We start from the raw sequence: 22,436 nt of genomic DNA on the forward strand, positions 1-22,436 counted from the left end.
CTGTGCAGGCTCTCCGTGAGCCGCACAGTTTTTTTATGCAATCGAATGATTGGAATTTTCTTCTGCATCTTCGCTTTCATTTTCGGGCGCCGCCATACGGCGCTCGCGTTCCTGCTCCATCCGTTCAATATACACTCTTCCTTCTTTTTCAATAAACGACTGGTCAAGCTTTTCCTCTTCTTTAGCTGTCGTAAAAAGCTTATAGGCGCTGAAAATAATCCCGATAATGCAAAGGTATACCCACCAAGGAAAAAATAGCACGTTGTTTCCTCCCTTTTTACCCAAAGTCTTTATTTTAAGCTATGCCTGATCAAGACAAGTTATGAGAGCTGAACTTAAAAAAGACCGATCGTAAAGGATCGGCCTTTTTTTCTTATTGATGGAAAGTCGGTTTGTAGAAAGAACGGTTTTCAAGCGCAAATACACGCTCGGTGTATTCGCCCGGCTTTACCCGTTCAAGCGCTCTGTCCATCATGATCATTTTTGCATCCAGATTGTCAATGTAGTGCAGAATTTCCGCTTCTTTCACCATCGGCGGTTTCGGGCTTCCCCATTCCGCTTTTCCGTGATGGCTTAAAATCAAATGCTTCAGAATCAGCACTTCTTCAGCGTCAATCTGAAGCTCTTCGGCTGCTTTTGAAAGCTCTGTCACCATGATTGAAATGTGTCCCAGCAGATTCCCTTCCACAGTGTACGTGGTGGAAACAGGGCCTGAAAGCTCTTTTACTTTGCCGAGGTCATGCAGGATGACTCCCGCATACAGTAAATCCCGGTCAAGAGACGGATACAGATCGGCAATCGCTTTTGCCAGGTTCAGCATCGACACAACATGATACGCAAGCCCTGAGACGAACTCATGGTGGTTTTTAGCAGCCGCCGGGTAATCCATAAAATCAGCGGCATATTTTTTGACCAGATGTCTCGTGATCCGCTGGATGTTTGGATTTTTCATTTCAAAAATGTATTGAGTGACGGTCTCCATCATTTCATCTTTCGGAATCGGCGCTGTTTCCAGAAAATCATCAATGCTGACATTTTCATTTTCGCCGGCCGGCCGGATGTTTCTGAGCTTAAGCTGGTTTCGTCCGCGATAGTGATGTACATCCCCGATTACCTTCACGATCGTCTGCGCCGCGTACGTTTCTTCATCAGTCGGCTTGGCATCCCACAGCTTCGCTTCGATATCACCCGATTGGTCCTGCAGCATTAACGTCAAAAATGGTTTTCCGTTGCTTGCGATTCCTTTAGTCGAAGATTTAATCAGAAAGTATTGATCGACCTGCTCGCCGACCTCGTGCAGCATAATACCTTTTGCCATTCTATTAAAAGCTCCCTCCATATCTTACATAATACCAGTATAGCACATACCTCTTTTTTGAAAATAAACTCTTTTATGACAGGAGCCGCATAACTTGTCCGTTGTGAAATGACCGGCTCACATGCTCATGGCAGGTGAAATAAAGTATCTGCCGCCCGCCTTCTGTAAGCTGATTCAGCACATCAAACAGCCGCTCAAGCCTCTGCCTGTCAAAATGAACAAAACTGTCATCGAGTAAAAACGGCAGTGATACCGCAGATTCCCGTTCTGACGCAAGGGCAAAACGGATTGCCGCGTAAAGCTGCTCGCATGCCGCCTGTGACAGCTCGCTTGCAGAAAAAACCGTACCGTCTTTCTGCATGACCATAATGGAATCATCAGCCTCTGAGAAATACAATTTATGATAGCGTCCGTCCGTAAGCGGTCCGTACAATGCGCCGGCGGTTTCTAATAGACGGGGAAGCGTCACCTTTTTATGCCGCTCCATTTTTTCTCTGATCACATTTCTGACCGTCTGCAATGCGGCCCACTCTTTAGCTGTTTTTTTAACGCGTTCCTTCTGCATTTCCGTCTGCTGTTTTAAATCGGACACAAGCCCCGAGGACTCCAGCTGCTCTTGCTTCACCGTTAATAAAGCGATCTGATCACGGAGATGCACGCTTTTTCCCTCGAGTGTTTCTTTCTCTTTTTCCTTCTGAGCGAGTGTATGTTCAAGTTCGGGCACTGTATGGCTCATGTACGGCGCCAGCTGTTTTTGGCTTTTGCCGGACAAGTGCGTATTGATTTCGCGCAGCTGCCTCTCTGTTTCCCGGCGGCTTTCATTCAGCCTGGCGAGCTCACAGAAGTGTCCGCGGTTTTTTGCGCCTGCCGCCATAAAAAGCTGTTTCACCTGCTGTTCGTAGTAATGAACTTCTTCGTTTAATTCGCGCATTTGCTCTTGGGCATGCAGCAGATCCGTTTCGAGAGCCTGCTTTCGTTTTGCGTCCTCACGGGTCCGTTCCGCCTGCGCCAGCAAAGCACGCAATCTTTCTTTTACGGACAGCTCCCGGCCGTCTGAAGGACTCAGCTTTTTGACCCGTTCCTCAAATGATCTTTGCAGCTTTTGGAGCCGGCCCGCTTCAATGGTCAGCTCATGCTTGTTAAGAATTTCTTTTTTGACATCTTTCATCACATGATATGCGTCAAGAAGATGGGACGGGCTGCCCGAAAACCCTAGTTCCTTCATAAAATGTTCCGCCTGTTTTTCAGACGGCGCCATTTCGGCCTCCCATTCTTCATATTGGCGGATGACTCTTTCATATGCCGCTTCTTTCTGTTCAAGCACGGCTTGGTCCGCAATCAGCTGCTGGCGGTGCCGGCCGTCACGCCAAAGCTCTTCCTGCAGAATGTCAGCCTCTTCTTTTGAGATCGGCGGCTGCTGCTTTTTGTGATGGGCACCTCTTCTTTCTGACGGCAGCGGCTTCTGTATGCCAGACAGCATATACAGCATCAAAGCGCCGGTAAAAAGGGCGGCGGGCAGCCATTCCTTTAACACAGCGAAAATCGCAATGAACACAATGCCCGCACCGAGAAAGAGCTTTTTTTGTTTGGCGCGCTGTTTTTCCAGCTGCTGAACATGCGCCTGCCATTCGTTTCCTTCAGTATCAGCCATTTGCTTATATGATTGTAAAGCGGCTTCTTTTTCTTGCCTGACGGCGGGAGCCAAGATGTTTTTCGCCGTTACGGCATGCTTTCGTTCGGCGTCTTCCAGCTCCAGACGCGCTTGTTCGAAAATCGCATCAAGCTGTTTTTTTCTTTCTCTTGCCTGTCCGGCGCTCTGCACGGCTTCTTGCAGCCGCCATTCATATTCATAATCGGTGTTCAGCGAAAGAATGCCGTCTTCCTCATGTCTGCCGCCGAGCTGCTGTAACCCTGAAGAAACACGGGCCGATATCTGCCTGATTTGTGATTGGATGGCGGCAAGCTGTTCGCCGCGTGATTCGTACATATGCTGCTCGCCGGAAAGCTCCTGCAGCTGCCGTTCTTTTTGCAGCAGGTCCTCATTTGGCGCGAGCAGCTCAGCCTGCCGCCTGATTTCAGCCGTTTTTGCCCGAAGCCCCTCAAGCCGGGCCGCTTTCGGATGGAGATGCGATTCGTATTTTTCGAGCTGATGCATTCCATCCTTCGGGAATTGCTCCAATGCTTCCGGATAAGAAGAAAGTTCGCTTTCCAATGCTGTTTTTTTGTCTGCGAGCGGCTTTGCTTCTATCGCAGCTTTTACTGTTTTGATTTCTTCAGTTACATCTTTCAATTGTGCTTCGGCATCCTGCAGACGGACGCCGGCGCTTTTTTTCTCTTCCAGAAGGCTGTGATAACCCGCTTCCGCAGCTTCCGCCTGTTTCAGCCGGGCGCTGAGCTGCTTTAACGTATCTAATTCCTGATTTAAACGGGGGTTCCGTCCGTTCGGCTTATACATTCTGTCGAGCTCTTTCGCCAGTCTGCCGTCAAGCTTTGCCGCCGCTTCAGATCCGAATAAGCTGGAAAACAGGAGAAACTCGCCGATTTTGTCCCGGTTAAAGGCTTGAATCTCCTGCAGACCGAATACATCAAACGAATAGATTGCTTCGTACAGCGCCCGATCCGTATCGGAAAGCAGCTGTTTGAGCCATTCTCCGTCCTTGATTTCGCCTGAAGGCAAATACACTCTGACTTTTTCGGCAGCGCCTTTTGTGCGTTCAATTTTAACAGCGCCGTAATCGTTATGCTTCAGTTCCACAACGCCGCCGTACACTCCGCCGTTTTTCGGTTCGTATTTTTTTGATTTCGGAAAACCGAACAGTACGCTTTTGATAAAGGACATCAATGTCGTTTTGCCCGCTTCGTTTAAGCCGTAAATCACTTGGACGGGCGAATCTGACAGCTGGAAGCTTCGGTTGGAAAATTTCCCGTACTGGTAAATCAGCATCGTCGTTATTTTCATCGCTGAAGCTCCTTCAGCTGGCGCTTTAAAACGGCTTGAGCCTGCCGTTTAATGTCCAGTATCTCTTCATCTGTAAATAAAGTCATCTGCCGCCGGTATACGGGATGACGCTCGAGCGCTTCGAATACACCATTCATGTCCGCGCATTGTTCTATGTCCTGAAGAAGCCCTTTAAAAAACGGGTCCGGCGGCACGGTGTCTGTTTGATCCGTCCGATCCTCAATCGCAAGCGGCCAGATGAAACATTCCTCTTCAGCCTCTTCCTCCTGTAAAGCGGAAAGAAGCTCCTCCGCAATGCCTGCGGGCGCCTCCGTCCAAAAGCGGGGCGCCTCGCCGCGGAGCACCAGTCTGACACATGCCGGGCGGCCCGCGGCACGCAAGCCGGTGAACATATCCGATGCCGTTTTCATCAGTGAGGTCATATGCTCGGCTTTGGAAATATCAAGATCAATTTCCTCCCATAAGACATCGTGCGCTTCTTTGAATTCCCAAGACATCTCACCGTCTGCCGCCCGGACGAGATAATATCCCTTAGGCCCGGTTTCTTTTAAATGGCGGGCCTGAATATTTCCTGGATAAATGGCGGCGGGATGCTGAGCGGACAGAACCTGCCGCTTATGAATGTGTCCGAGCGCCCAATAATCCATGCCGCTTTTTTCAAGGTCTTCTTTCGTAAACGGACAGTACGGGTCATGTCCCTCCGCTCCTGATAACATGCCGTGGAGCATGCCGATATGATAAGGCGCGCCGGTCATTTTCCGGTAACGGGCTGCCTGATTGTCCGTTACGCTTCTTTCCTGATAGCTGCATCCGTATATGCTTGCCGCGAGCTCTCCGTTTTTAAAGAAGGATTTTTCCTCCGGTGTATCCGAAGTGAAGATATGTACATTTTCCGGCCATTCAATCGGTGTCCACTCACCGCCCAAATGATCATGGTTGCCGAATATGACGAACACTTGGATATCCGCTTCCTGTAATCTGGTAAACTGCTTTCTCAAAAACAGCTGGGCTTTTAAACTTCTGTTGGCTTCATCAAACAGATCTCCCGAAAGCAGCATGAAATCTGCCTGCTCCCGGAGCGCCCCGTCGGTAAGACGGCGGACGCTGTGAAATGTGCTTTCTTTAATACGCGCATATACCGGTTCAGGCAGATGCGAAATGCCGTAAAACGGGCTGTCCAGATGCAGGTCAGCGGCATGAATAAACGTCAGATCAGCCATCTCGCCTTCCCCTTTCTGTAGGTTGAATTACCCTTATTCTAGCATCGTTTTCATACGAATGCACGTTCTGCACGATAAAAAAACAGCCCGGCTGTCCCGGGCTGTTTCACTTATTTTTTGGAGATGCGCAGCGCTTGTTTGATCGCTTTGAATCCGCCGGCGTTTCCGTAAATCAAAACGCCGCCTTTGTAAATTTTCGCGCCGACCGCTGCAAAGATCACGATAGTGACCAGTGTCAGGGCGACTCCGGCCGCCGCCTGCCAAAACGGGATATCGAGCATCCCCACGCGTAAAAACATAATCATCGGCGTGAAAAACGGAATGTAAGATGTAACGGTAATAAAACCCGCATCAGGATTGCCAAGTCCGAACATGGCGATAAAAAAACCTGCCGCGATTAAAAAAAACATCGGCTGAATCGTCTGCTGCACGTCCTCTATCCGGCTGACAACACTGCCGAGAAACGCGGCAAGCGTCGCGTAAAGAAAATAGCCGAGCAGATAGAAAATGACGGCATAGACAATCGTCGAGACGGGAACATCCGAAAAATTGAGAAATGCACTGATCGGCGACGACTCATCATTTTGAGGGTTCAGCTTCAGCGAGAGAAAACCCGCCGCAAGCAGCACCGCAAACTGTGTGATTCCAACAAGCGCGATACCGAACAGTTTAGCAAACATCTGCTGAATCGGCGGCATGCTTGAAATTAAAATTTCCATGACCCGTGACGATTTTTCCGTCGCCACTTCCATCGCAATCATACTTGCGTACATAATAACCGAGAAGTAGATGACAAACAGCATGATGTATACAAGCCCCATCACCTGACCGAGCTCTTCCTCAGATTTCGCCCCTTTTTCCAGCGCGTCTTTGCTGACTTCAGGCGGAGTGTAGAGGCTGCTGACTTTTTCTGCCGAAATGCCGAGCTTGGCGGTTTCGACAGCGGTTTTTGTCTGGGTTAAAGCCTGCTTGAGAAGTTTATACGCTGATTCATCAGAAATGGTCAGCGCCTTGTAGGCTCCTGTTATCGTTCCTTTTTGATCTTGTCTGATGATAAAAAGCCCGTCCCATTCACCGTCTTTGACACGCTTTACGGCATCTTTTTCGGACTCCTTCGTCTCCATCGCCTGCAGATCATTGTCTGTATCTGCCGCTTTAAGCTGTTTTGCAAACGCCGGGTACAGCCCGCCCGTTTCATCAATCACCGCAATCTGCTGCTTGCCGTCATCCGATTGAAACACAGAAATGATCGATTGCAGATTGGTCACCGCTAATACTAATAACACGGTAATGGCGGTCGAAATAATGAATGACTTTGTCGAGATTTTGTTTTTATATGTATGAAACAGCATAATCCAGAATTTATTCATAAACGGCCCCCACCTTTTCTATAAAAATATCATGCAGTGACGGCTCTTCTAATTCAAACTTCCGTATAAAACCTTTCCCTTGCAGCGCCTGGAAAATATCCTGGGAAACCGGTTCATTCGCGACCTGCAATCTGATCCCGTCATTTGTTTCCTTCCATTTCACGACACCTTCATGCGTTTTTAAAAAGCTGAGATCATCATCTGAATGAACGGTGACATTTTTTTTGCCGAAAGACCGCTTAATGTCTTTCAGATTGCCTTGAACGACGGGTTTTCCCTTCTGGAGAATGCACAAATTCTCGCAAAGCTCTTCTACATGCTCCATTCGGTGGCTTGAAAAAACGATGGAAACGCCGCTGTTTTTCAAAGAAATAACCGCTTCTTTCAGCAGTTCGACATTCACCGGATCAAGACCGCTGAAAGGCTCATCGAGAATCAGCAGTTCAGGCTTATGCAGGACGGCGGAAATAAACTGGATTTTTTGCTGGTTTCCTTTTGACAGCTCTTCGACTTTCTTATTCTTGTAATCTGTAATGCCGAACCGCTCGAGCCATGTCATGAGCTCTTTTTCCGCCTCTTTTTTGCTCATTCCTTTTAATCTCGCAAGATAGACAAGCTGGTCACTGACCTTCACTTTCGGATACAGCCCCCGCTCTTCCGGGAGATAGCCGATTTTTTCGCTGATAGAATAATTGACCGGCTTCCCTTTCCAGCTGATCTGCCCGTCAGTCAGGCTTAAAAGCCCCAAAATCATCCGAAAGGTTGTCGTTTTTCCCGCGCCGTTTGCGCCGAGGAGCCCGAACATTTCCCTTTCAGGTATTTGCAGGTTCAAATTGTCAACAGCGGTAAAGCTGCCGAATCTTTTCGTTACGTTTTCAATTGTAAGCACGAATCCAACTCCTTCCTTGACCCATTATATACTAATAATGGGTAAAAATTAATGGAGGATTTTAAATTCTTTATGAGAATATCATTCTATAAAGGAGGTGACGTGATGGGACAATATGTATTGACTGCATTCCATGCGTCGGGAGAAACACTGCTGGATGAACGGATCGAAGCAGACAACGAGGCGGAGGCAAAGGCTGCCGGAGAGGCTTTGTTAAAGGAAAAAAAGTTCGAGAACACTACTCATCGTTTGGTAAATGAAGCCGGAAAGCTGATTTTATTCCACAGATAACAGAAGCTTTCCGGCTTCTGTATGTTACCGGTTAAATTGCGGCGTCCGTTTTTCTAAAAAGGCGCGGATGCCCTCTTTATGATCATCCGTTTTTCTCATATTTTCCTGGGCCTTTCGTTCAAGAGACAAAACGTCTTTTAACCGGCTGATATGAAGGCTTTGATAAATAGCCTTCGTTTCAATCATTGCTGCCAGCGGCGCATGTAACAACCGGTCGATATACGGCTTTGCCCCTGCCGCAGGGCCGCCGCTGAACAGCCCGTCGGCAAGCTTGAGCTCCACCGCTTTTTCAGCCGGCAATTTTTCGCCGCTCCAAATCAGTTTTTTCGCTTCAATCTCACCGACGCGTCTCATTAATAAATAATGGCCTCCTCCGTCGGGAACCAGTCCGATGCCGATGAAATTCATCGCGAGGCGGGCGTTTTCTTCGGCGAGAACCACGTCGGCACACAGCGCGAAACTCAGCCCGAGCCCCGCCGCGGCTCCGTGGATGGCGGCTATCACAATTTTTTTCATATCATAGAGCGTCAGTGTAATGGATTCGATCATTTTCATGAGCCGTTCATATTCTTCTGGATCATGATTCGATGTCATCATCTGAATATCACCGCCCGCGGAAAATCCCCTGCCTTCCCCCCGCAAAAGGACGATAAGCGCCTCGCTGTCAGCTGCCATCACGCATGCATTCTCCAATTCCCGGAGCATTTGTTCATTGAGCGCATTGTAACTGCCAGGCCGGTTCAGCACAATCTCTGCCATCTTTCCCTTTTCTTCATATCGAATATACTGCATGTTTACACCCTCCTTGTATCCGCTTACATATTTTGTTCAAATGATATATTCCTTCCGCCGAAGCGAAACTCCTTTATTTTTCAAGGTCAACAGATACCGAAAAATGCATATCATTTGAAAATGAACATACATTTTTATATAGTGAAATTGACATACAAAACAAAAAGGGGGGAGGAACGCCGATCATGAAATATGTGATACTCAGCTTTTTATTGAGCTTTTTTATGGTGCTGTTCCCCCCTTCGGATGTCGCCCTTCCTTCCCAATTGGTGACAGAAACAGACAGCCACGTTCAAATTTCGGTTTACCCGCAGGAAACGGACTCGGCAAAGACGCCGGCCCCTGCCAAAACCGCTCCGCACGGCTTGTCAAAAGGGTACGGTGCGTTATCCCGAATGGTCACCCTGTTATCTGTCAAACCTCTTGATCAATTCATTGATTCCACACTGGAAAGGACATGCGCCATTCCGATACAATACCAGTCAAATTACCTCCGGCATCAGACCATTTCTCATTGCCAGTCTGTATTTACGGTGTAAAAACAGTCTATTCCGGAGGGATTTTTTATGAATATTAAGGAAAACGATCTGCCCGGCATCGGGAAAAAATTCGAAATCGAAACGAGAAACCATGAAAAAATGACGATCATCATTCATGACGACGGCAGGCGGGAAATATACAGATTTGATGACCGCGACCCTGATGAGCTTCTGGCAAGCATTTCTCTTGATGATGCGGAAGCAAGACAGATTGCCGCGATTATCGGCGGGATGGTGTACAAACCGCAGGCGCTTGAATCGATTGAAATGGCGTTCAGCGATCTGATTATCGAATGGTTTAAAGTTGAAAAAGGGGCAAAAGCGGCAGGGCGGACGCTCGGCGAACTGGATGTGCGCCAAAACTACGACGTAACGGTCATCGCCATCATTAAGCATAACCAGAAAAAGTTTTTAAACCCGGGCGCTGATTCGCTCCTTGAAGCAAACGATACACTCGTCCTCTCAGGTGAAAGAAAGCATTTGAAGAAACTGATCCAAGACTTTCTCTCCAGAGACGGAGTGTGATCTGTTTATGGATCATCTCGTATTTGAAGTCGGTACGGCGCTAGTTCTCGTGGCCATTGCAAGTGTCATCGCCAATAAAATTAAATTTTCGATTATTCCCTTCCTGATTATTTTAGGAATGCTTGTCGGGCCGCACGCGCCCCAAGCGGGCATCATTGACCTGACATTTATCGAAAGCCGGGAAGTGATTGATTTTTTCGGACGGATGGGCGTCCTGTTCCTCCTCTTTTACCTCGGACTTGAATTCTCGGTCGGAAAATTAGTCAAATCCGGACGTTCCATTGCCGCCGGCGGAACGATTTATATTCTGATTAATTTCAGCTTAGGACTGATATACGGCTTTATCACGGGCTTTTCCTTTTTGGAAGTGCTTGTATTGGCCGGTGTCATCACGATATCATCAAGCGCCATTGTCGCAAAAGTGCTTGTCGACTTAAAGCGCACAGCCAATCCGGAAACGGAGCTGATTCTCGGCATCATTATGTTTGAGGATATCTTTCTGGCGGTTTACTTGTCCGTCGTTTCCGGGCTTGTATTGGGAGACGCGACGTCTGTCGGAGGCGCGCTGATGTCAATCGTGATCGCTTTCGGATACATGCTGCTGTTTTTCATTGCCGCTCGAAAATTGCCGCCTCTTCTGAACAAGCTGCTCGATATCCGTTCAAACGAGGTGTTTGTCATTGTCATTTTTGCAGCGCTCTTTTTCATTGCCGGCTTTTCCGAAACGATTCATGTCGCTGAAGCGATCGGTGCGCTTTTACTCGGACTCGTCTTTTCGGAGACGGCCCATTCTGACAGGATTGAGCATCTTGTCGTGCCGTTCCGTGACTTTTTCGGGGCCATGTTTTTCTTCAGCTTCGGACTGAGCATTGATCCGTTTTCACTCGGAGATGCGGTATGGCTTGCCCTCGGCGCCGTTTTGCTGACGATTGCCGGAAACTTTATCGCCGGCATGATTGCCGGGCGCCGGGCGGGGCTTTCTCATAAAGCATCGTCCAACATCGGGCTGACCATCGTCTCCCGCGGCGAATTCTCCATCATCGTAGCGAATCTCGGTATTGCCGGCGGTCTGTCCGCCTCACTAAAACCTTTCGCCGCCTTGTATGTTTTGATACTGGCCATCTTCGGCCCTTTGCTCACGAAAGAATCGAAGCGGATATATCTCCTGTTGAACAGCGTTTTCAAATGGAAAAAGCCTGAAAAGACGCTGCAGAAATCATAAAAAAACTGACCCCTTACTAAAGGGGTCAGTTCTTTCGCGCGGGAAGAAATTGCTGAAAAGCCGTTTTTTTGTTAATGGAGAAATGCTCTTTTCCCAGAATGGTATTAATGATTTTTTGGTTTCTGTAAACAGACAGCTTCAAATTCGTTGCGCCCGTTCCGTGGGCGTGGTCAAGATTCGTCAATGTGAAGAAATGATGCCGCCTATCGTCCTTAAAGACGAGGCGGGAATCGGCCGTCACTTTAAACCGTTTCTCATCCTCCCATTCAATATCGGGAGAAATGGCCGAAAACCAATCCGGAATATGCGGCTTGAAGCCGGTCGCCAAAATCACTTTTTCTGAATCGGCCGTAAAAGTTTCATCCATCTGCCATTGATGAAAGCTCAGTGCGCAGCGGCCGTTTTTCTTTTCAATTTTTTTAAGCTCCGCCATCGGCTGAATATAGACATCAGGCGAGCCTCCGCTGATTGACCTGTGGTACAGGGCATCGTAAATGTCAGCAAGTGTGTCAGAATCAATGCCATGGCGCAGTCCGTCCAGCTCAGGCAGTGTATTCAGCCGTTCCTGAAAAGGCAGGCGGTTAAAATATTCCACATAATCGGGTGTAAACATTTCCTGTCCGAGCTTGGCGGTTTCCAATTCTCGAAATCCGGCGGAGCGTGTCACCCATTGCAGCCGGCAGCGGCGGTATTGTTCATCATGCAATAAATCAGAAAAGATCTCCGCTGCGCTCTGTCCGGAGCCGACTACTGTAATTGATTCGGCGCCGGCGAGTTCGTCTTTCCGGAACAAATATTCCGTGCTGACCATCGTGTCCTGACGCGCTTGGTCAGCAATCTCTGCTGGAATAAGCGGCTCAGAACCCGTTCCCATGACGAAATGCTTCGTTTGATACACGCTAATGCTTCCGTCCTCAATGTTCTTGACGCTGACTTCATAATGGCTGCCGGCATTTTTCACGCCGATTACCTCTGAGCCGAAACGGCATGATTTGATTTCTGAAGCCGCCCAGCTCAAATAGTCGTTAAACTCCCGCCTTGGAATATCAAATTCATTAAACGTATAAAACCGGTAAAGCCGGTCATGTTCATGGAGAAAGTTCAAAAATGTGTAGCGGCTTTTCGGATTGGCAAGTGTGACCAGGTCCGCCAAAAACGCCACCTGTAAATCCGTTCCTTTAATTAACAGGCCCGGATGCCACGCAAATTCTGTCTTTTTATCGAAAAAAAGAGCGTCTGTTTCGGGTATATCCTCTAACAAAGCGGCAAGCCCTAAATTAAACGGCCCGATTCCCGCTCCTATGACATCATACATAATTACACCTCTTACGAATTACAGTCTGATGATCTTTTTCCCGTTTTCACATACGGATAAACATAAAAAAACGGCACGCTGATTCCGTGCCGTTTTTCATATTACAAAGCAGATTTGACGAACATTTCATCTAAGTATTTGATTTTCTCTTCTGTATAATGCTCGAATCGGTCATTATATGATTTCGGATCTTTCGGATTGGCGAAGTGCGTGATTTTTCCGGTTTCCGGATGAATGAATTTGCTTGCCGCGCCGCAGCCGATACCGATAATCGTCTGCACTTCTTCCATAATCATAATGTTGTAGATGCTCTCCTGACCCGGGAAGGAGTAGCCGACATTTTCAAGATTTCCGAGAATGTTTTTCTGCCGGTACAGGTAGTATGGTTTATAGCCGTGCTCTTTTGTCCAGCGGACGGCGTCATCCATCATGCGGGATACTTCCTGCCTGTCGGCAACTTTATATTTATGCTTGTTTCTCGTCATTTCTGACGCCCGTTTGAAAGAAAGCGTGTGAACGGTCAAAGATTCAGGCATCAGCTTTTCCGTTTCATCAAGACTGTGCCTGAACTCACCCGTCCCTTCTCCCGGCAGGCCGATGATCAAATCCATATTGATGTTATTCATGCCGTGTTTGCGGGAAAGGCGGTACTTTTCAATGGTTTCTTCGACTGTATGATGTCTGCCGATGGCCTTAAGCGTTTCGTTTTCATAAGACTGCGGGTTGATGCTGATTCTGTCAATCTTATACTTATTTAAAACGGCAAGCTTTTCCTCCGTAATCGTGTCGGGACGGCCCGCTTCAACGGTAATCTCCCGGATATTCTCTACATCCGGGAAAGAACGGACCATTTCTTCATATAAAAGGTCCATTTCTTCAGCGGTAATGCTTGTCGGCGTACCGCCTCCGAAATAAATGGTCGTCACTTTGATATCATGCTGTTTCAGCCATTCACCGATTTTTTTCATTTCATAGTGAAGCCCCCATAAAAAGGAGCCGACTCTGCCTGCCTGTCCTTGGATGGCATAAGCCGGAAACGTGCAGTAGGCGCACTTCGTCGGACAGAACGGAATGCCGATATAAATACTGACTTCATCTTTGACCCGGTACAGATCGGGAACCGCAGCGAGCTGGCGGTCGACAATCTCCTGCATCAGATTGATTTTTTCATCATGGATCAGATAATCTTTTTTCAGGTCGGCATGCGCCTCTTCTTTTGTCAGGCCGCTTTGCAGCTTTTTATGAAGAAGTTTAGTAGGCCTGATTCCGGTCAGGATTCCCCATTTTTGCGTCATGCCCGTATGCGATTGAAGAAGATTTAAGTAAACGTATGACAGCGTGTTTTTCACCTGTTTAAATACTTCTTTGTCGCTCCATCCGGCAAAAATCGGTTTCGTGTGGTGCTCCTTTTCGCCGGTTCCTTTGATTTCTCCCGATACTGACACGCTGTCAGCTTCTTGAGAAATGGCAAGTGAGATGACGAGATCAGAGGGTTCCTCCGTTTCGGCGTACGCAAGAACACACTCCTCAAAAAATAAATTCGCGATGTTTTGCAGCGGACGATGCAGCCTGTCATCCGTTATGCCGTCTATTTTGATTTGCAATGTGATCACCTTATTTTTCAGATTCAAAACTTTCTTTAGTGTACAGAAAGAACAGGCTAAAATCAATCCGCGAAAAAGCCGCAGACCGGTGTTTCGTGTCTGCGGCTCTTTATTACGGCCGTTTCATGTGGAACTTATCGAGAAAGCCTTTGCGGTGCTGCATGCGGAAGTATTCCTTGATCATATAGGCGACGCCCTGTTCATCATTTGACCTTGTCACCCAATCCGCTCTTCTTTTTAATTCATTGGAGGAATTCCCCATCGCGACACCGAGGCCTGCCAGTTCGATCATCGGCAGATCATCTTCCTGATGGCCGATAGCCACGACCTCTTCCATTGAAAGCCCGAGTTCAGCTGCGACCATCGAAAGTCCGCTTTCTTTTGAAACCCCTTTAGGCACGATGTTCAGTTTTTCTTCGTTAACGCGGATCACGTCCACGGCCGGGAATGCTTTCACGATCGTATCTGTTATGTCAGCCTGCAATCCGTTTTCAGCATACACCTCAATGACGGGCGCGGAAACCGGCTCATCAAGGAGCAGATCGCTTAATGATTCGACAAACTGAACCGGGTAAAAAATCGGGTCAGACGGATGAATCATCGTTTTCCCGACCAGATTGGAGTTCACTTTCTTCTTGTTTCCGATCGAATATTTTTCGTGCAGAAGCCGGATATTGCATTGATAGCTTTCCAGCACCTGGACAATATTAAACGTGTGATCTTCCGATATTTTCTTTTCGAAAAACGGCTCATCTATTTTTTCGGAAATGTATGCGCCGCTGTGGGTAACCAATTTTGCATTCAGTTTTAATATTTTCGCTACTTTTTGAGCGGAGCGAAAATGGCGGTTTGTGACCAGTGTGACGTAAATTCCTTTTTTCTTGACGTATTCAATGGCATCCTTTGTCGTCTGATGCAGTTTGCCGTTGGAGCGAAGAAGCGCTCCGTCTATATTTAACGCCAGCATTTGTTTTGACACAGAGAAGTCCCCCTCCTTGATGACTGTACTTGTCATTAGGATATGACCCTGTCTCTTTGTTTAGAACAACCTTTTCTCAGCAGCAAAAAAGCCTGCCTCAAGCAGACTTCGAACTGTCATTTTGTGGGATACGATCGATTTGCTGCCTTCTCCCCAATGTGTATTTCTATATCAGGAACCCCTTATTTGACCGTTGATGCGCTCGTTTCACTTACTCTCTGTTGCTACCCCTTAACATAACAGGCAGTATAGGCGACCGTATCCTTGGACCTTCTGTAAGTGTAGGCGCTTTCAGGGTTATTATCACACGTTTACTGTTAAAAGACAAGGGTTTTTTTAACTAAAAAAATCAGAGGGACATCTATGCTGAATGTATGATAAAGTTGAAAGAGAACATATATTCGCATATAATAAAAGAAAAAAAGCGGTGACTGTCATGTCTCTATTAAAAGATATTTATAACGAAGAATTTGCAGAAGCACTTCTGAACAGAATCAAATCGGCGCATCCGGCTTTTGAGCGGGACATGTGCCGGGCGCTGATGTTTCAGGAAGATTGGCCCGAACTGGCATTAAAACAGCGGATGCGCCGGATCACAGACTCTTTATATGAAACACTGCCGAAGGATTACATACGGGCGCTTGACGTCTTATATGAGACAGCTCCCCATTTCACAGGGCTCGCCGGGATTATTTTTCCCGATTATGTCCAACAGTACGGAACGGATCACTGGGAAGAATCAATGCAGGCGCTTCAGTTTTTCACTCGTTTTTCCACTTCCGAATTTGCGGTCCGCCCGTATATCAAGCTTGACCGGGAGCGGATGTTCAAAGAGTTCCTTTCCTGGACGGAGCATCCGGACGAACATGTCAGAAGGCTTGCCAGCGAAGGCTCAAGACCGCGCCTGCCGTGGGGAATCTCCATTCCGGCTCTTCTTGACGACCCTTCTCCGATTCTCCCTGTTCTGGACCGCTTGATGCAGGATGACTCGTTATATGTCAGAAAAAGCGTGGCGAATAACCTGAATGACATCTCCAAAACACATCCGGATCTTCTGGCACAGATCGCAGCCGATCGGTTCGGAAGCTGTCCGCACACGGATTGGATTTTGAAGCACGCCTGCAGGACACTGTTAAAAAGAGGAGACAAACAGGCGCTTGCGATTTTCGGGTTTGAAGACGCCTCCCGGATTTCATTGGAACATTTTACACTGAATTCGGAAACGGCCGCCATCGGAACAAGCATACATTTTTCTTTTCAGATCCGCTCATCCGCCCGGCAAAAAGTCAGGGTTGAATACGCGATTGATTTTGTAAAGAAAAGGGGGCACCGCAGCCGCAAGGTGTTTAAGATGTCGGAGTCCGCCATGGATAACGGAGACGTAAAAGCCTTCAGCAAACATCATTCCCTTAAAGATTTAACCACCCGCAAGCATTATCGGGGAATTCACACTCTGTCTGTCATCATTAACGGAACGGTAAAAGGTTCGCTTGATTTTTCTGTTGAATAAAAAACCCCCTCCATTTCATAGATGGAGGGGTCCCTGAGCTTACTGCGGGTTTCCGTAAAGCTCTTCAAGAGGTTTCATGATAATTTTGTTTAACTCGCCGATCAGCATGCTCATGCGCTGTTCCGCTTCCATCAGCTGAGAAATCAATTCATGCTGCTGTACAAGAGCAACCGTTTTTTGCGCCTGCTCTACCTCTTCCTGAGTGATTTCTTCGCCTGACATCTGTTTCTGCTGCAGCTGCAGCTGTACATTGCGGAAATTATCAAACATGCGTTTTGCCGATTCATCTGCGTTTACTTGATCATAAAGCCCTCTTAAACGGCTGTATTCATCACTGTTACGCAAAGCTTTTTCAAGATCATATGCTGCATCATAAAAATGAACTGCCATAGTAACCGCTCCTTTCTTCCTTTCAGACATACCACTCCACTATAACAGACTGCGGAGCGACTTTCATCCTCGGCCGATGTTTTCCTTAGAAAAGAATGACAAACAAAGCTTGGATTGCTCCGATGATCCCGCCGAGCAGACCGCCTAAATACGTAATCATCTTAAATTCTTTCTTGGAAATCGACAGCACCATTTCCTCCAGCCGCTCAACAGGAAACTGATCAACCTGCTCTTTGACCACTTCCTCAAGACGAAGGCGTTTGAGCACATCTTCCAAATGAGCGGCAATACTGCCGAGCGCTGCATCAAGCAGCTTCGGCGCATACGTTCCCGTAATCTCCCCTTCATAGCGGGAGATGATGTCACCGAGCCGGCCCTCAAAAAAGGGTGCGGTTTGAAGCGCGGCCAAAGCCTGTTTTTTCAGGCTGAACAGCAGCTCTTTCGCATTCCACTTTTCGTCGGCCTCATAAAGTGTATAAGATTTGAGCTTGCCCCATTCTTGAGAAAGCAGATCAGTCAGAAGCTTTTTTGTTTCCTCATTGTGCAAAAACTTTAACAGCTCAGGCATCACACGGCCGGCCAGACTTGAATTGCCGAGGAACATCTGCACCATGCTGCCGAGCATCCCCCGTGCATTCAAAAAGTCGTCAATCATATTGCCGAGTCTGTCTTTGCCTTCTTCACTTTCAAAATAATCAATGCTCCGCTTCAGGATATAATCGGCGGCCATCGGAACTTTTTCATCCAGCTTTTTCTGCAGCTCATCAGGAAGCCAGTCCTTTATGGCGCGGTGTTCATATTTCCGGTACAGTTCCGAAAGCTTTTCATCTGTAAAACGGTCAATCCAGGCATCCGTCTTTTCCTGCGGATTCCGGATGCCTGCAGCGGCCAGAGCTTCCTGCACCGTCATATCGGAAGCGGTCATTTTTTGCGTGAATTGTTCGGCGAACACAAGCGCCTGGTTTTTAACGGTATCTGACAAAAGCCGCTTTTTTATGCCTTCCGGAGTTAACAGATGGTTCGTCACCATGAGCCCCATCTGTTTTGCCAATTCGTCCCGTCTTTTCGGGATCAGCCCCGGAGTAAACGGAATCCGTTTTCCGAACAGGTAATACGGACGGTACGGACGAAATAACATCTGAATGGCAAGGTGATTTGTCACCGCGCCGATCGCGGCTCCGATCACAATCATAAATATAAACGTTCCTGCTATGCCCATTCCTTTTCTTCTGCCTCCATCTTATGTTCTATTTTTCTAGATGATATATCTATTCGTATTATAGAGGCTGGCGTGAATGCGGGCAAATGAAGAACCTGAATTGTTGTTTCTCAGGAATAAGGCAAGATGCTGTTTCGTACTCTTTACAGTAGATCATCTTTTATGCTGCGCTTAACATGTCTATTGGATGGAAGGGCCGTTTCATCAGCGGCTTTTGAATAAAGGGGGAGTAACAACATGACAACACTCGGTTTTATGTCCGTATCCCGCCGGCACGAAGAAGATTTCGCCGGTGAACTGGCTGAAAGAGCGCCTCAATACAATGTGCGCTTTGCCCGCTTTACACCGTTTGATATTTATCCGGATTCTTTACGCGTAAAAGCGCTCGTGTATCATCCGAAAAGCGGAAAATGGAACGAAACGGAAATTGATATTCCCGAATTTATTTACGATCGCTGTTTTTACGGAAAATCTGCTGAAGCTCAAAAAGCCAAACCGATCGTCGAATGGCTGAAAAAATATCCGAAAACGGAATTTATCGGCCGCGGGCTTCCTGATAAATGGACGGTTACGAATGCGCTCCAAGAGCATCATCTGATCAGTCCCTATATTCCTGAAACGGTCGAAGTCAGCCGCTATGAAGAGGTGCAATCATACTTAGCGAAAGAAAAAGCATGTATACTTAAGCCCGCTTTCGGCGCGGGAGGAAGAGGCATCATCCTCCTTAAAGCAGGGAAAAAATCAATTTCAGCCACTTACTATATCGGGAAAAACAAGCAAACAAAAACGTTTTCCAACCACGTGTCTTTTAAGTCCTGGTGCAAAAAAGTGCTGCAGCACCGTTATTTGCTTCAAGCCTACTTAAATATTCAGGATAAGGAACAGCACCCGTGCGACATCCGCATTTTCATGCGCAAAAATGAGTCAGGAGCTTGGGAAACGGTCGGAAAAGCGATCCGAAGAGGTTATCAGAACGGTCTTTTATCTCATTTGCGGGGAGGGTCCGAACCGATTAAATTTGACACGTGGTTTGAAGAAATTCCGAAAAAGCAGCAGGCCGTTTTATTGGATGATGTCTTTTCGATCACCCAGTCCGTCCCTTATTTTCTTGATGAACAATTCGGACCGCTGTTTGAGCTGGGGCTCGATATTTGTTATGCCAAAGACGGGCGCATCTGGCTTTTGGATGTCAATTCAAAACCGGGACGGAACGCCATTTTAAGCGTGGCTCCCGAGGCGAAAGAGGATTTGTACACCAGTCCGCTGAAACGCTTCCGCGATCTTCAGTCACAGGAAAGCCGGAAAGGAGCACTTCCGCGTGAATCATAAAGGGATGATGGTCGGCATCGATAAAAAAAGCAAAAATACGCTGTATCTCCCCTCCGCCATGAAACGGGAAGGGATTTTATCCGCTGCCTTCGGGACCAAGGTTGTCAAATGCCGTGTAGCCTTTTCTCAATCTCTTGAAAAAAGCGCGCTCCTTTCTGAAGACTTATTTGAGGAGCTGATGATACCGCATAAAAGCCGGGCTGATTTTCTCATCCACGGCCAGACGGTGCATATCGGACCGCTGATCGGCGTTTTTACAGCAGGGTTCACATCATCGACGCAGCGCCCGTTCAGAGACCGCACATCCTTCTTTACCAAGCTGCTCTCCCTTCACGAGCAGGCGAACGGATATTGTTTCGTTTTCGGGGCACATCAAATCAACTGGGAAGAAGGCACAGTCCAGGCGCTGATTTATAAAGAAAACAGCTGGAAACGGGCGGACGTCCCGCTTCCGAATGTTGTATATGACAGGCTCCCGAGCCGAAAAACGGAAAAAGTTCCTCTTTTACAGCAGACAAAATATAGGCTGATGAATGACTATCAGATTCCCTGGTTTAATCCGCAATTCTTTAATAAATGGGACATTCACAAGCTTCTGGAAAAAAACAGTCTCACGGCTTCTCTCCTGCCAAAAACAATCCTGCAGCCGAATGCAGAAGCGATAGAGACGTTATGCAGCACGTTTGACACCGTATTTATCAAGCCTGCAGACGGCACACTCGGAACGGGAATTTACAAGCTGGAAAAAACAGACGCCGGCTTCTCAGTCAAATACACGAATGAAGAAAAAACGGTGGTGACGGCAGATTATGCAGATGCGGCATCCTTCATGAAATCATTTGAAGAAAACAATGACCCGTCCGCTTTTTTATTGCAGCAAGGCATTGATCTGATCCGGCTTGACGGGCGTCCCGTCGATTTCAGGGTGCATACGAACAAAAATGCCGAGGGAAAATGGACAGTGACGGCGATCGCAGCAAAAATTTCCGGCAGAAACAGCATTACAACGCATCTGGCAAACGGCGGGGAAGTCAGAACGTTAGCTGAATTATACGGCGATCCGAAAGAGAGAGTCGGCATGATCCGGAAGCTTTCGAAAGCCGCCTTGGCGGTCAGCCGTGTGTTAAATGAACATATTGAAGGCTTTATCGGCGAAATCGGCTTTGACCTCGGCGTTGATGAGGCGGGGAAAGTTTGGATGTTTGAGGCCAACTCCCGCCCCGGGCGGAGCATTTTCTCGCATCCGAAGCTGAGATCAGTCGATTACCTCACAAAACGGAGAAATTTTGAATACGCGTCATATTTATCAGAACGGTCCATTACCGCTCCGGAAAAACTTTGGCGGTGAGGCCGCCTTTTTTTCGTTGACCCGGGACAGGCACAGAACTTATGAGCTACAATGAACAGGATCAACATTTCCCGATAAGGAGCGTGAACGTCATGATTTCGCACTTCAGCTGGAAACCGTTATTCAAAAAAGAGAAACTGCCCGGATGGCGGATTTCGTTTTATTGGCAGGGTACGCATTACGAAGGAATTTACCACAAGTCCGGAGACATTGAATGGGGACACACACATCCGGGGAAAGAAGAGCCGGCTCTCGTCAAAGAGCTGCATGAATTAATGCTTTATCACATATATGACTGAAAGCTAAAAGCTCAGCCGCAAAAGGCTGGGCTTTTCTTTTTCCTTCCGCTATTTACCACCCTGTTTTCCGAATGAGATGCCTTATGATTCACCATAATACGTAGTACAAAGCGGCAAACAGCATTGGGTGAAGCCGAGCTGGCAATGGTTTTCATTCCGGAAACCATCAGCTGGTGCAATTCCAGCAAACCCAACCATACTACTTTATAAAGGAGATCATACAAATGGCAAACAACAACTCTTCAAACCAACTAGTAGTACCTGGCGCTGCTCAAGCAATCGACCAAATGAAATACGAAATTGCTTCTGAGTTCGGCGTAAACCTTGGCGGAGAAACAACTTCCCGCGCAAACGGTTCTGTCGGAGGAGAAATCACTAAACGTTTAGTATCTTTCGCGCAGCAGCAAATGGGCGGACAAGGCGTACAATAACTCAATAAATGGCTTACAGAAGGCGCGGGATACCGCGTCTTCTTTTTATTGCCGTCACCCTTTTTCCTATTCCACATACCCTAGGAAAAAAGGAGGGAAAACATGTCATTCATTGCCGCAGTCAATTGGGAGCTGTTTCAGTTCGTAACGGTTTCTTTGGTCAATGAATATGTTGCCCACCATCTCCCCTTTATTCACCGGTATTCTTTTCCCCGCTTCTTTGAATGATATAATGAGCGGCGAGGAGGTTTTTTACATGAAAATCGCTTTACTCGGAGCAACGGGAAGAGTCGGACAGGCTTTTATAAAAGAAGCGCAGAAACACGGAGACATTGAAATATTCGCTCTTGTAAGATCTGCCGGAACGCCCCTTCCCATTTCTGAAAAACATATCATAACAGGGAATGCCAGACGGCGGGAGGATATCGGCCGATTGATTTCTAAAGCGGACACAGTCGTGAGCTGTCTCGGCACGGACGGTGACGATACCCTTTCAGCCGCTATGATCCATATAATAGACAGCATGAAACAGCATCATGTTCAGCGTCTGATTACGATCGGAACCGCGGGTATCCTTCAATCACGGCTTATGCCTGACAAATACCGTTTTGAATCGTCAGAATCAAAACGAAAATCAACAAGAGCCGCAAAGGAACACGCCCGCGTATACGAGATGCTTCTGGCAGAGGATATTGACTGGACGATCATCTGCCCCACCTACCTTCCTGACGGAGAAGCTGCCGGAGTTTACCGGTTCGAACAAGATCAGCTTCCTGAAGGCGGGACTGAAATCACCGTCGGAGACACGGCGCATTTTCTTTACCGTGAACTGATGAACCCGCGGTTTGTCAGAAAACGGGTGGGACTGGCTTACTAAATTGAAAAAG

The 22,436-nt window shown here is 47.6% G+C and carries 23 protein-coding genes; 11 read left to right on the forward strand and 12 right to left on the reverse strand.

Going from position 1 to position 22,436, the window contains the following annotated elements; all coding sequences use genetic code 11:
- Positions 1-33 precede the first annotated feature (33 nt).
- From AUL54_RS05515 to AUL54_RS05540, 6 genes are all read right to left on the reverse strand, one after another.
- Positions 34-261: a sporulation YhaL family protein gene (locus AUL54_RS05515; RefSeq protein WP_060963159.1), complete on the reverse strand. Its 228-nt coding sequence runs from the start codon at positions 259-261 to the stop codon at positions 34-36.
- A 112-nt stretch (positions 262-373) separates the two neighbouring features.
- The gene (gene yhaM / locus AUL54_RS05520; protein ID WP_060963160.1) at positions 374-1,318 is read right to left on the reverse strand and encodes a 3'-5' exoribonuclease YhaM; all 945 of its coding nucleotides are present in this window, start codon (positions 1,316-1,318) and stop codon (positions 374-376) included.
- 73 nt (positions 1,319-1,391) lie between these two features.
- Positions 1,392-4,277, reverse strand: coding sequence for an ATP-binding protein (locus AUL54_RS05525; protein WP_060963161.1), 2,886 nt, complete (start codon positions 4,275-4,277; stop codon positions 1,392-1,394).
- The gene (locus AUL54_RS05530; protein ID WP_060963162.1) at positions 4,274-5,497 is read right to left on the reverse strand and encodes a metallophosphoesterase family protein; all 1,224 of its coding nucleotides are present in this window, start codon (positions 5,495-5,497) and stop codon (positions 4,274-4,276) included. The genes AUL54_RS05525 and AUL54_RS05530 overlap by 4 nt, the downstream gene beginning before the upstream one ends.
- Positions 5,498-5,607: 110 nt before the next feature.
- A complete protein-coding gene (locus AUL54_RS05535) occupies positions 5,608-6,867 on the reverse strand; it encodes an ABC transporter permease (RefSeq protein ID WP_060963163.1) in 1,260 nt (419 codons plus the stop codon).
- Positions 6,860-7,756, reverse strand: a complete 897-nt coding sequence (locus tag AUL54_RS05540; protein ID WP_060963164.1) for an ABC transporter ATP-binding protein — start codon at positions 7,754-7,756, stop codon at positions 6,860-6,862. Before AUL54_RS05540 ends, AUL54_RS05535 begins: the two co-directional genes overlap by 8 nt.
- 105 nt (positions 7,757-7,861) lie before the next feature.
- On the opposite strand from AUL54_RS05540, the gene AUL54_RS05545 reads away from it, so the two are divergent.
- Complete coding sequence (locus AUL54_RS05545; RefSeq protein ID WP_060963165.1) at positions 7,862-8,047, forward strand: YhzD family protein; 186 nt, start codon at positions 7,862-7,864, stop codon at positions 8,045-8,047.
- A 24-nt stretch (positions 8,048-8,071) separates the two neighbouring features.
- Here the strand turns inward: AUL54_RS05545 and AUL54_RS05550 are convergent, their stop codons facing one another.
- Positions 8,072-8,839, reverse strand: coding sequence for an enoyl-CoA hydratase (locus AUL54_RS05550; RefSeq protein WP_060963166.1), 768 nt, complete (start codon positions 8,837-8,839; stop codon positions 8,072-8,074).
- A gap of 185 nt (positions 8,840-9,024) precedes the next feature.
- Here AUL54_RS05550 and AUL54_RS05555 point away from each other — a divergent pair, with 185 nt between their 5' ends.
- Genes AUL54_RS05555 through AUL54_RS05565 form a run of 3 tightly spaced genes read left to right on the forward strand, consistent with a single transcriptional unit; the run spans position 9,025 to position 11,125 of the window.
- A complete protein-coding gene (locus AUL54_RS05555; protein ID WP_060963167.1) occupies positions 9,025-9,378 on the forward strand; it encodes a hypothetical protein in 354 nt (117 codons plus the stop codon).
- Between the two features lie 27 nt (positions 9,379-9,405).
- Positions 9,406-9,903, forward strand: coding sequence for a cation:proton antiporter regulatory subunit (locus tag AUL54_RS05560; protein WP_014469990.1), 498 nt, complete (start codon positions 9,406-9,408; stop codon positions 9,901-9,903).
- 7 nt (positions 9,904-9,910) lie between these two features.
- Positions 9,911-11,125 (forward strand): cation:proton antiporter, encoded by a 1,215-nt coding sequence (locus tag AUL54_RS05565; RefSeq protein WP_060963168.1) that lies wholly within the window; start codon positions 9,911-9,913, stop codon positions 11,123-11,125.
- Between the two features lie 25 nt (positions 11,126-11,150).
- Here AUL54_RS05565 and AUL54_RS05570 read toward each other — a convergent pair whose 3' ends face one another.
- The 3 genes from AUL54_RS05570 to AUL54_RS05580 all read right to left on the reverse strand — a co-directional run bounded on the left by AUL54_RS05570 (position 11,151) and on the right by AUL54_RS05580 (position 15,023).
- Complete coding sequence (locus tag AUL54_RS05570; protein ID WP_060963169.1) at positions 11,151-12,440, reverse strand: lysine N(6)-hydroxylase/L-ornithine N(5)-oxygenase family protein; 1,290 nt, start codon at positions 12,438-12,440, stop codon at positions 11,151-11,153.
- Positions 12,441-12,541: 101 nt separating this feature from the next.
- Positions 12,542-14,044 (reverse strand): coproporphyrinogen III oxidase, encoded by a 1,503-nt coding sequence (locus AUL54_RS05575; protein WP_060963170.1) that lies wholly within the window; start codon positions 14,042-14,044, stop codon positions 12,542-12,544.
- A gap of 112 nt (positions 14,045-14,156) precedes the next feature.
- Positions 14,157-15,023 (reverse strand): Cof-type HAD-IIB family hydrolase, encoded by an 867-nt coding sequence (locus AUL54_RS05580; RefSeq protein ID WP_060963171.1) that lies wholly within the window; start codon positions 15,021-15,023, stop codon positions 14,157-14,159.
- Positions 15,024-15,393: 370 nt separating this feature from the next.
- Here AUL54_RS05580 and AUL54_RS05585 point away from each other — a divergent pair, with 370 nt between their 5' ends.
- Entirely contained in the window at positions 15,394-16,533 is a 1,140-nt protein-coding gene (locus AUL54_RS05585; RefSeq protein ID WP_082761609.1) for a DNA alkylation repair protein, read from the forward strand.
- A 39-nt stretch (positions 16,534-16,572) separates the two neighbouring features.
- On the opposite strand, the gene AUL54_RS05590 is transcribed toward AUL54_RS05585, so the two are convergent.
- Together AUL54_RS05590 and AUL54_RS05595 are read right to left on the reverse strand one after the other, a co-directional pair.
- Entirely contained in the window at positions 16,573-16,923 is a 351-nt protein-coding gene (locus AUL54_RS05590) for a YlbF/YmcA family competence regulator (RefSeq protein WP_045927096.1), read from the reverse strand.
- A gap of 85 nt (positions 16,924-17,008) precedes the next feature.
- A complete protein-coding gene (locus AUL54_RS05595; RefSeq protein ID WP_060963172.1) occupies positions 17,009-18,142 on the reverse strand; it encodes a DUF445 domain-containing protein in 1,134 nt (377 codons plus the stop codon).
- Between the two features lie 237 nt (positions 18,143-18,379).
- Between AUL54_RS05595 and AUL54_RS05600 the strand changes: the two genes are divergently transcribed.
- The 6 genes from AUL54_RS05600 (at position 18,380) to AUL54_RS05620 (ending at position 22,426) form a co-directional block, all read left to right on the forward strand.
- Positions 18,380-19,471 carry a YheC/YheD family endospore coat-associated protein gene (locus tag AUL54_RS05600; RefSeq protein WP_060963173.1) on the forward strand — a complete coding sequence of 364 codons (1,092 nt, stop codon included), beginning with the start codon at positions 18,380-18,382 and terminating at the stop codon, positions 19,469-19,471.
- Positions 19,461-20,819 (forward strand): YheC/YheD family endospore coat-associated protein, encoded by a 1,359-nt coding sequence (locus AUL54_RS05605; protein ID WP_060963174.1) that lies wholly within the window; start codon positions 19,461-19,463, stop codon positions 20,817-20,819. The genes AUL54_RS05600 and AUL54_RS05605 overlap by 11 nt, the downstream gene beginning before the upstream one ends.
- Before the next feature lie 83 nt (positions 20,820-20,902).
- Positions 20,903-21,118, forward strand: a complete 216-nt coding sequence (locus AUL54_RS05610) for a YheE family protein (protein ID WP_012117190.1) — start codon at positions 20,903-20,905, stop codon at positions 21,116-21,118.
- Between the two features lie 224 nt (positions 21,119-21,342).
- The gene (locus tag AUL54_RS05615; RefSeq protein ID WP_060963175.1) at positions 21,343-21,549 is read left to right on the forward strand and encodes an alpha/beta-type small acid-soluble spore protein; all 207 of its coding nucleotides are present in this window, start codon (positions 21,343-21,345) and stop codon (positions 21,547-21,549) included.
- Positions 21,550-21,651: 102 nt separating this feature from the next.
- On the forward strand, positions 21,652-21,777 hold the full coding sequence (locus tag AUL54_RS21635; protein ID WP_235588401.1) for a hypothetical protein: 126 nt from the start codon (positions 21,652-21,654) through the stop codon (positions 21,775-21,777).
- A gap of 28 nt (positions 21,778-21,805) precedes the next feature.
- Entirely contained in the window at positions 21,806-22,426 is a 621-nt protein-coding gene (locus AUL54_RS05620) for an NAD(P)-dependent oxidoreductase (protein ID WP_060963176.1), read from the forward strand.
- Positions 22,427-22,436: the final 10 nt, after the last annotated feature.

Origin of the sequence: Bacillus sp. SDLI1 (assembly GCF_001553895.1) — a bacterium.
Lineage (GTDB): Bacteria > Bacillota > Bacilli > Bacillales > Bacillaceae > Bacillus > Bacillus siamensis.

Excerpts from the sequence above, each read along its gene's own strand:
- AUL54_RS05555 (WP_060963167.1), top strand. The coding sequence starts at position 9,025 with ATGAAATATGTGATACTCAGCTTTTTATTGAGCTTTTTTATGGTGCTG.
- yhaM (WP_060963160.1), bottom strand. The coding sequence starts at position 1,318 with ATGGCAAAAGGTATTATGCTGCACGAGGTCGGCGAGCAGGTCGATCAA.
- AUL54_RS05545 (WP_060963165.1), top strand. The coding sequence starts at position 7,862 with ATGGGACAATATGTATTGACTGCATTCCATGCGTCGGGAGAAACACTG.
- AUL54_RS05570 (WP_060963169.1), bottom strand. The coding sequence starts at position 12,440 with ATGTATGATGTCATAGGAGCGGGAATCGGGCCGTTTAATTTAGGGCTT.
- AUL54_RS05590 (WP_045927096.1), bottom strand. The coding sequence starts at position 16,923 with ATGGCAGTTCATTTTTATGATGCAGCATATGATCTTGAAAAAGCTTTG.
- AUL54_RS05585 (WP_082761609.1), top strand. The coding sequence starts at position 15,394 with ATGTATGATAAAGTTGAAAGAGAACATATATTCGCATATAATAAAAGA.
- AUL54_RS05595 (WP_060963172.1), bottom strand. The coding sequence starts at position 18,142 with ATGGGCATAGCAGGAACGTTTATATTTATGATTGTGATCGGAGCCGCG.
- AUL54_RS05565 (WP_060963168.1), top strand. The coding sequence starts at position 9,911 with ATGGATCATCTCGTATTTGAAGTCGGTACGGCGCTAGTTCTCGTGGCC.
- AUL54_RS05615 (WP_060963175.1), top strand. The coding sequence starts at position 21,343 with ATGGCAAACAACAACTCTTCAAACCAACTAGTAGTACCTGGCGCTGCT.
- AUL54_RS05620 (WP_060963176.1), top strand. The coding sequence starts at position 21,806 with ATGAAAATCGCTTTACTCGGAGCAACGGGAAGAGTCGGACAGGCTTTT.
- AUL54_RS05560 (WP_014469990.1), top strand. The coding sequence starts at position 9,406 with ATGAATATTAAGGAAAACGATCTGCCCGGCATCGGGAAAAAATTCGAA.
- AUL54_RS05550 (WP_060963166.1), bottom strand. The coding sequence starts at position 8,839 with ATGCAGTATATTCGATATGAAGAAAAGGGAAAGATGGCAGAGATTGTG.
- AUL54_RS05535 (WP_060963163.1), bottom strand. The coding sequence starts at position 6,867 with ATGAATAAATTCTGGATTATGCTGTTTCATACATATAAAAACAAAATC.
- AUL54_RS05530 (WP_060963162.1), bottom strand. The coding sequence starts at position 5,497 with ATGGCTGATCTGACGTTTATTCATGCCGCTGACCTGCATCTGGACAGC.
- AUL54_RS21635 (WP_235588401.1), top strand. The coding sequence starts at position 21,652 with ATGTCATTCATTGCCGCAGTCAATTGGGAGCTGTTTCAGTTCGTAACG.
- AUL54_RS05600 (WP_060963173.1), top strand. The coding sequence starts at position 18,380 with ATGACAACACTCGGTTTTATGTCCGTATCCCGCCGGCACGAAGAAGAT.
- AUL54_RS05525 (WP_060963161.1), bottom strand. The coding sequence starts at position 4,277 with ATGAAAATAACGACGATGCTGATTTACCAGTACGGGAAATTTTCCAAC.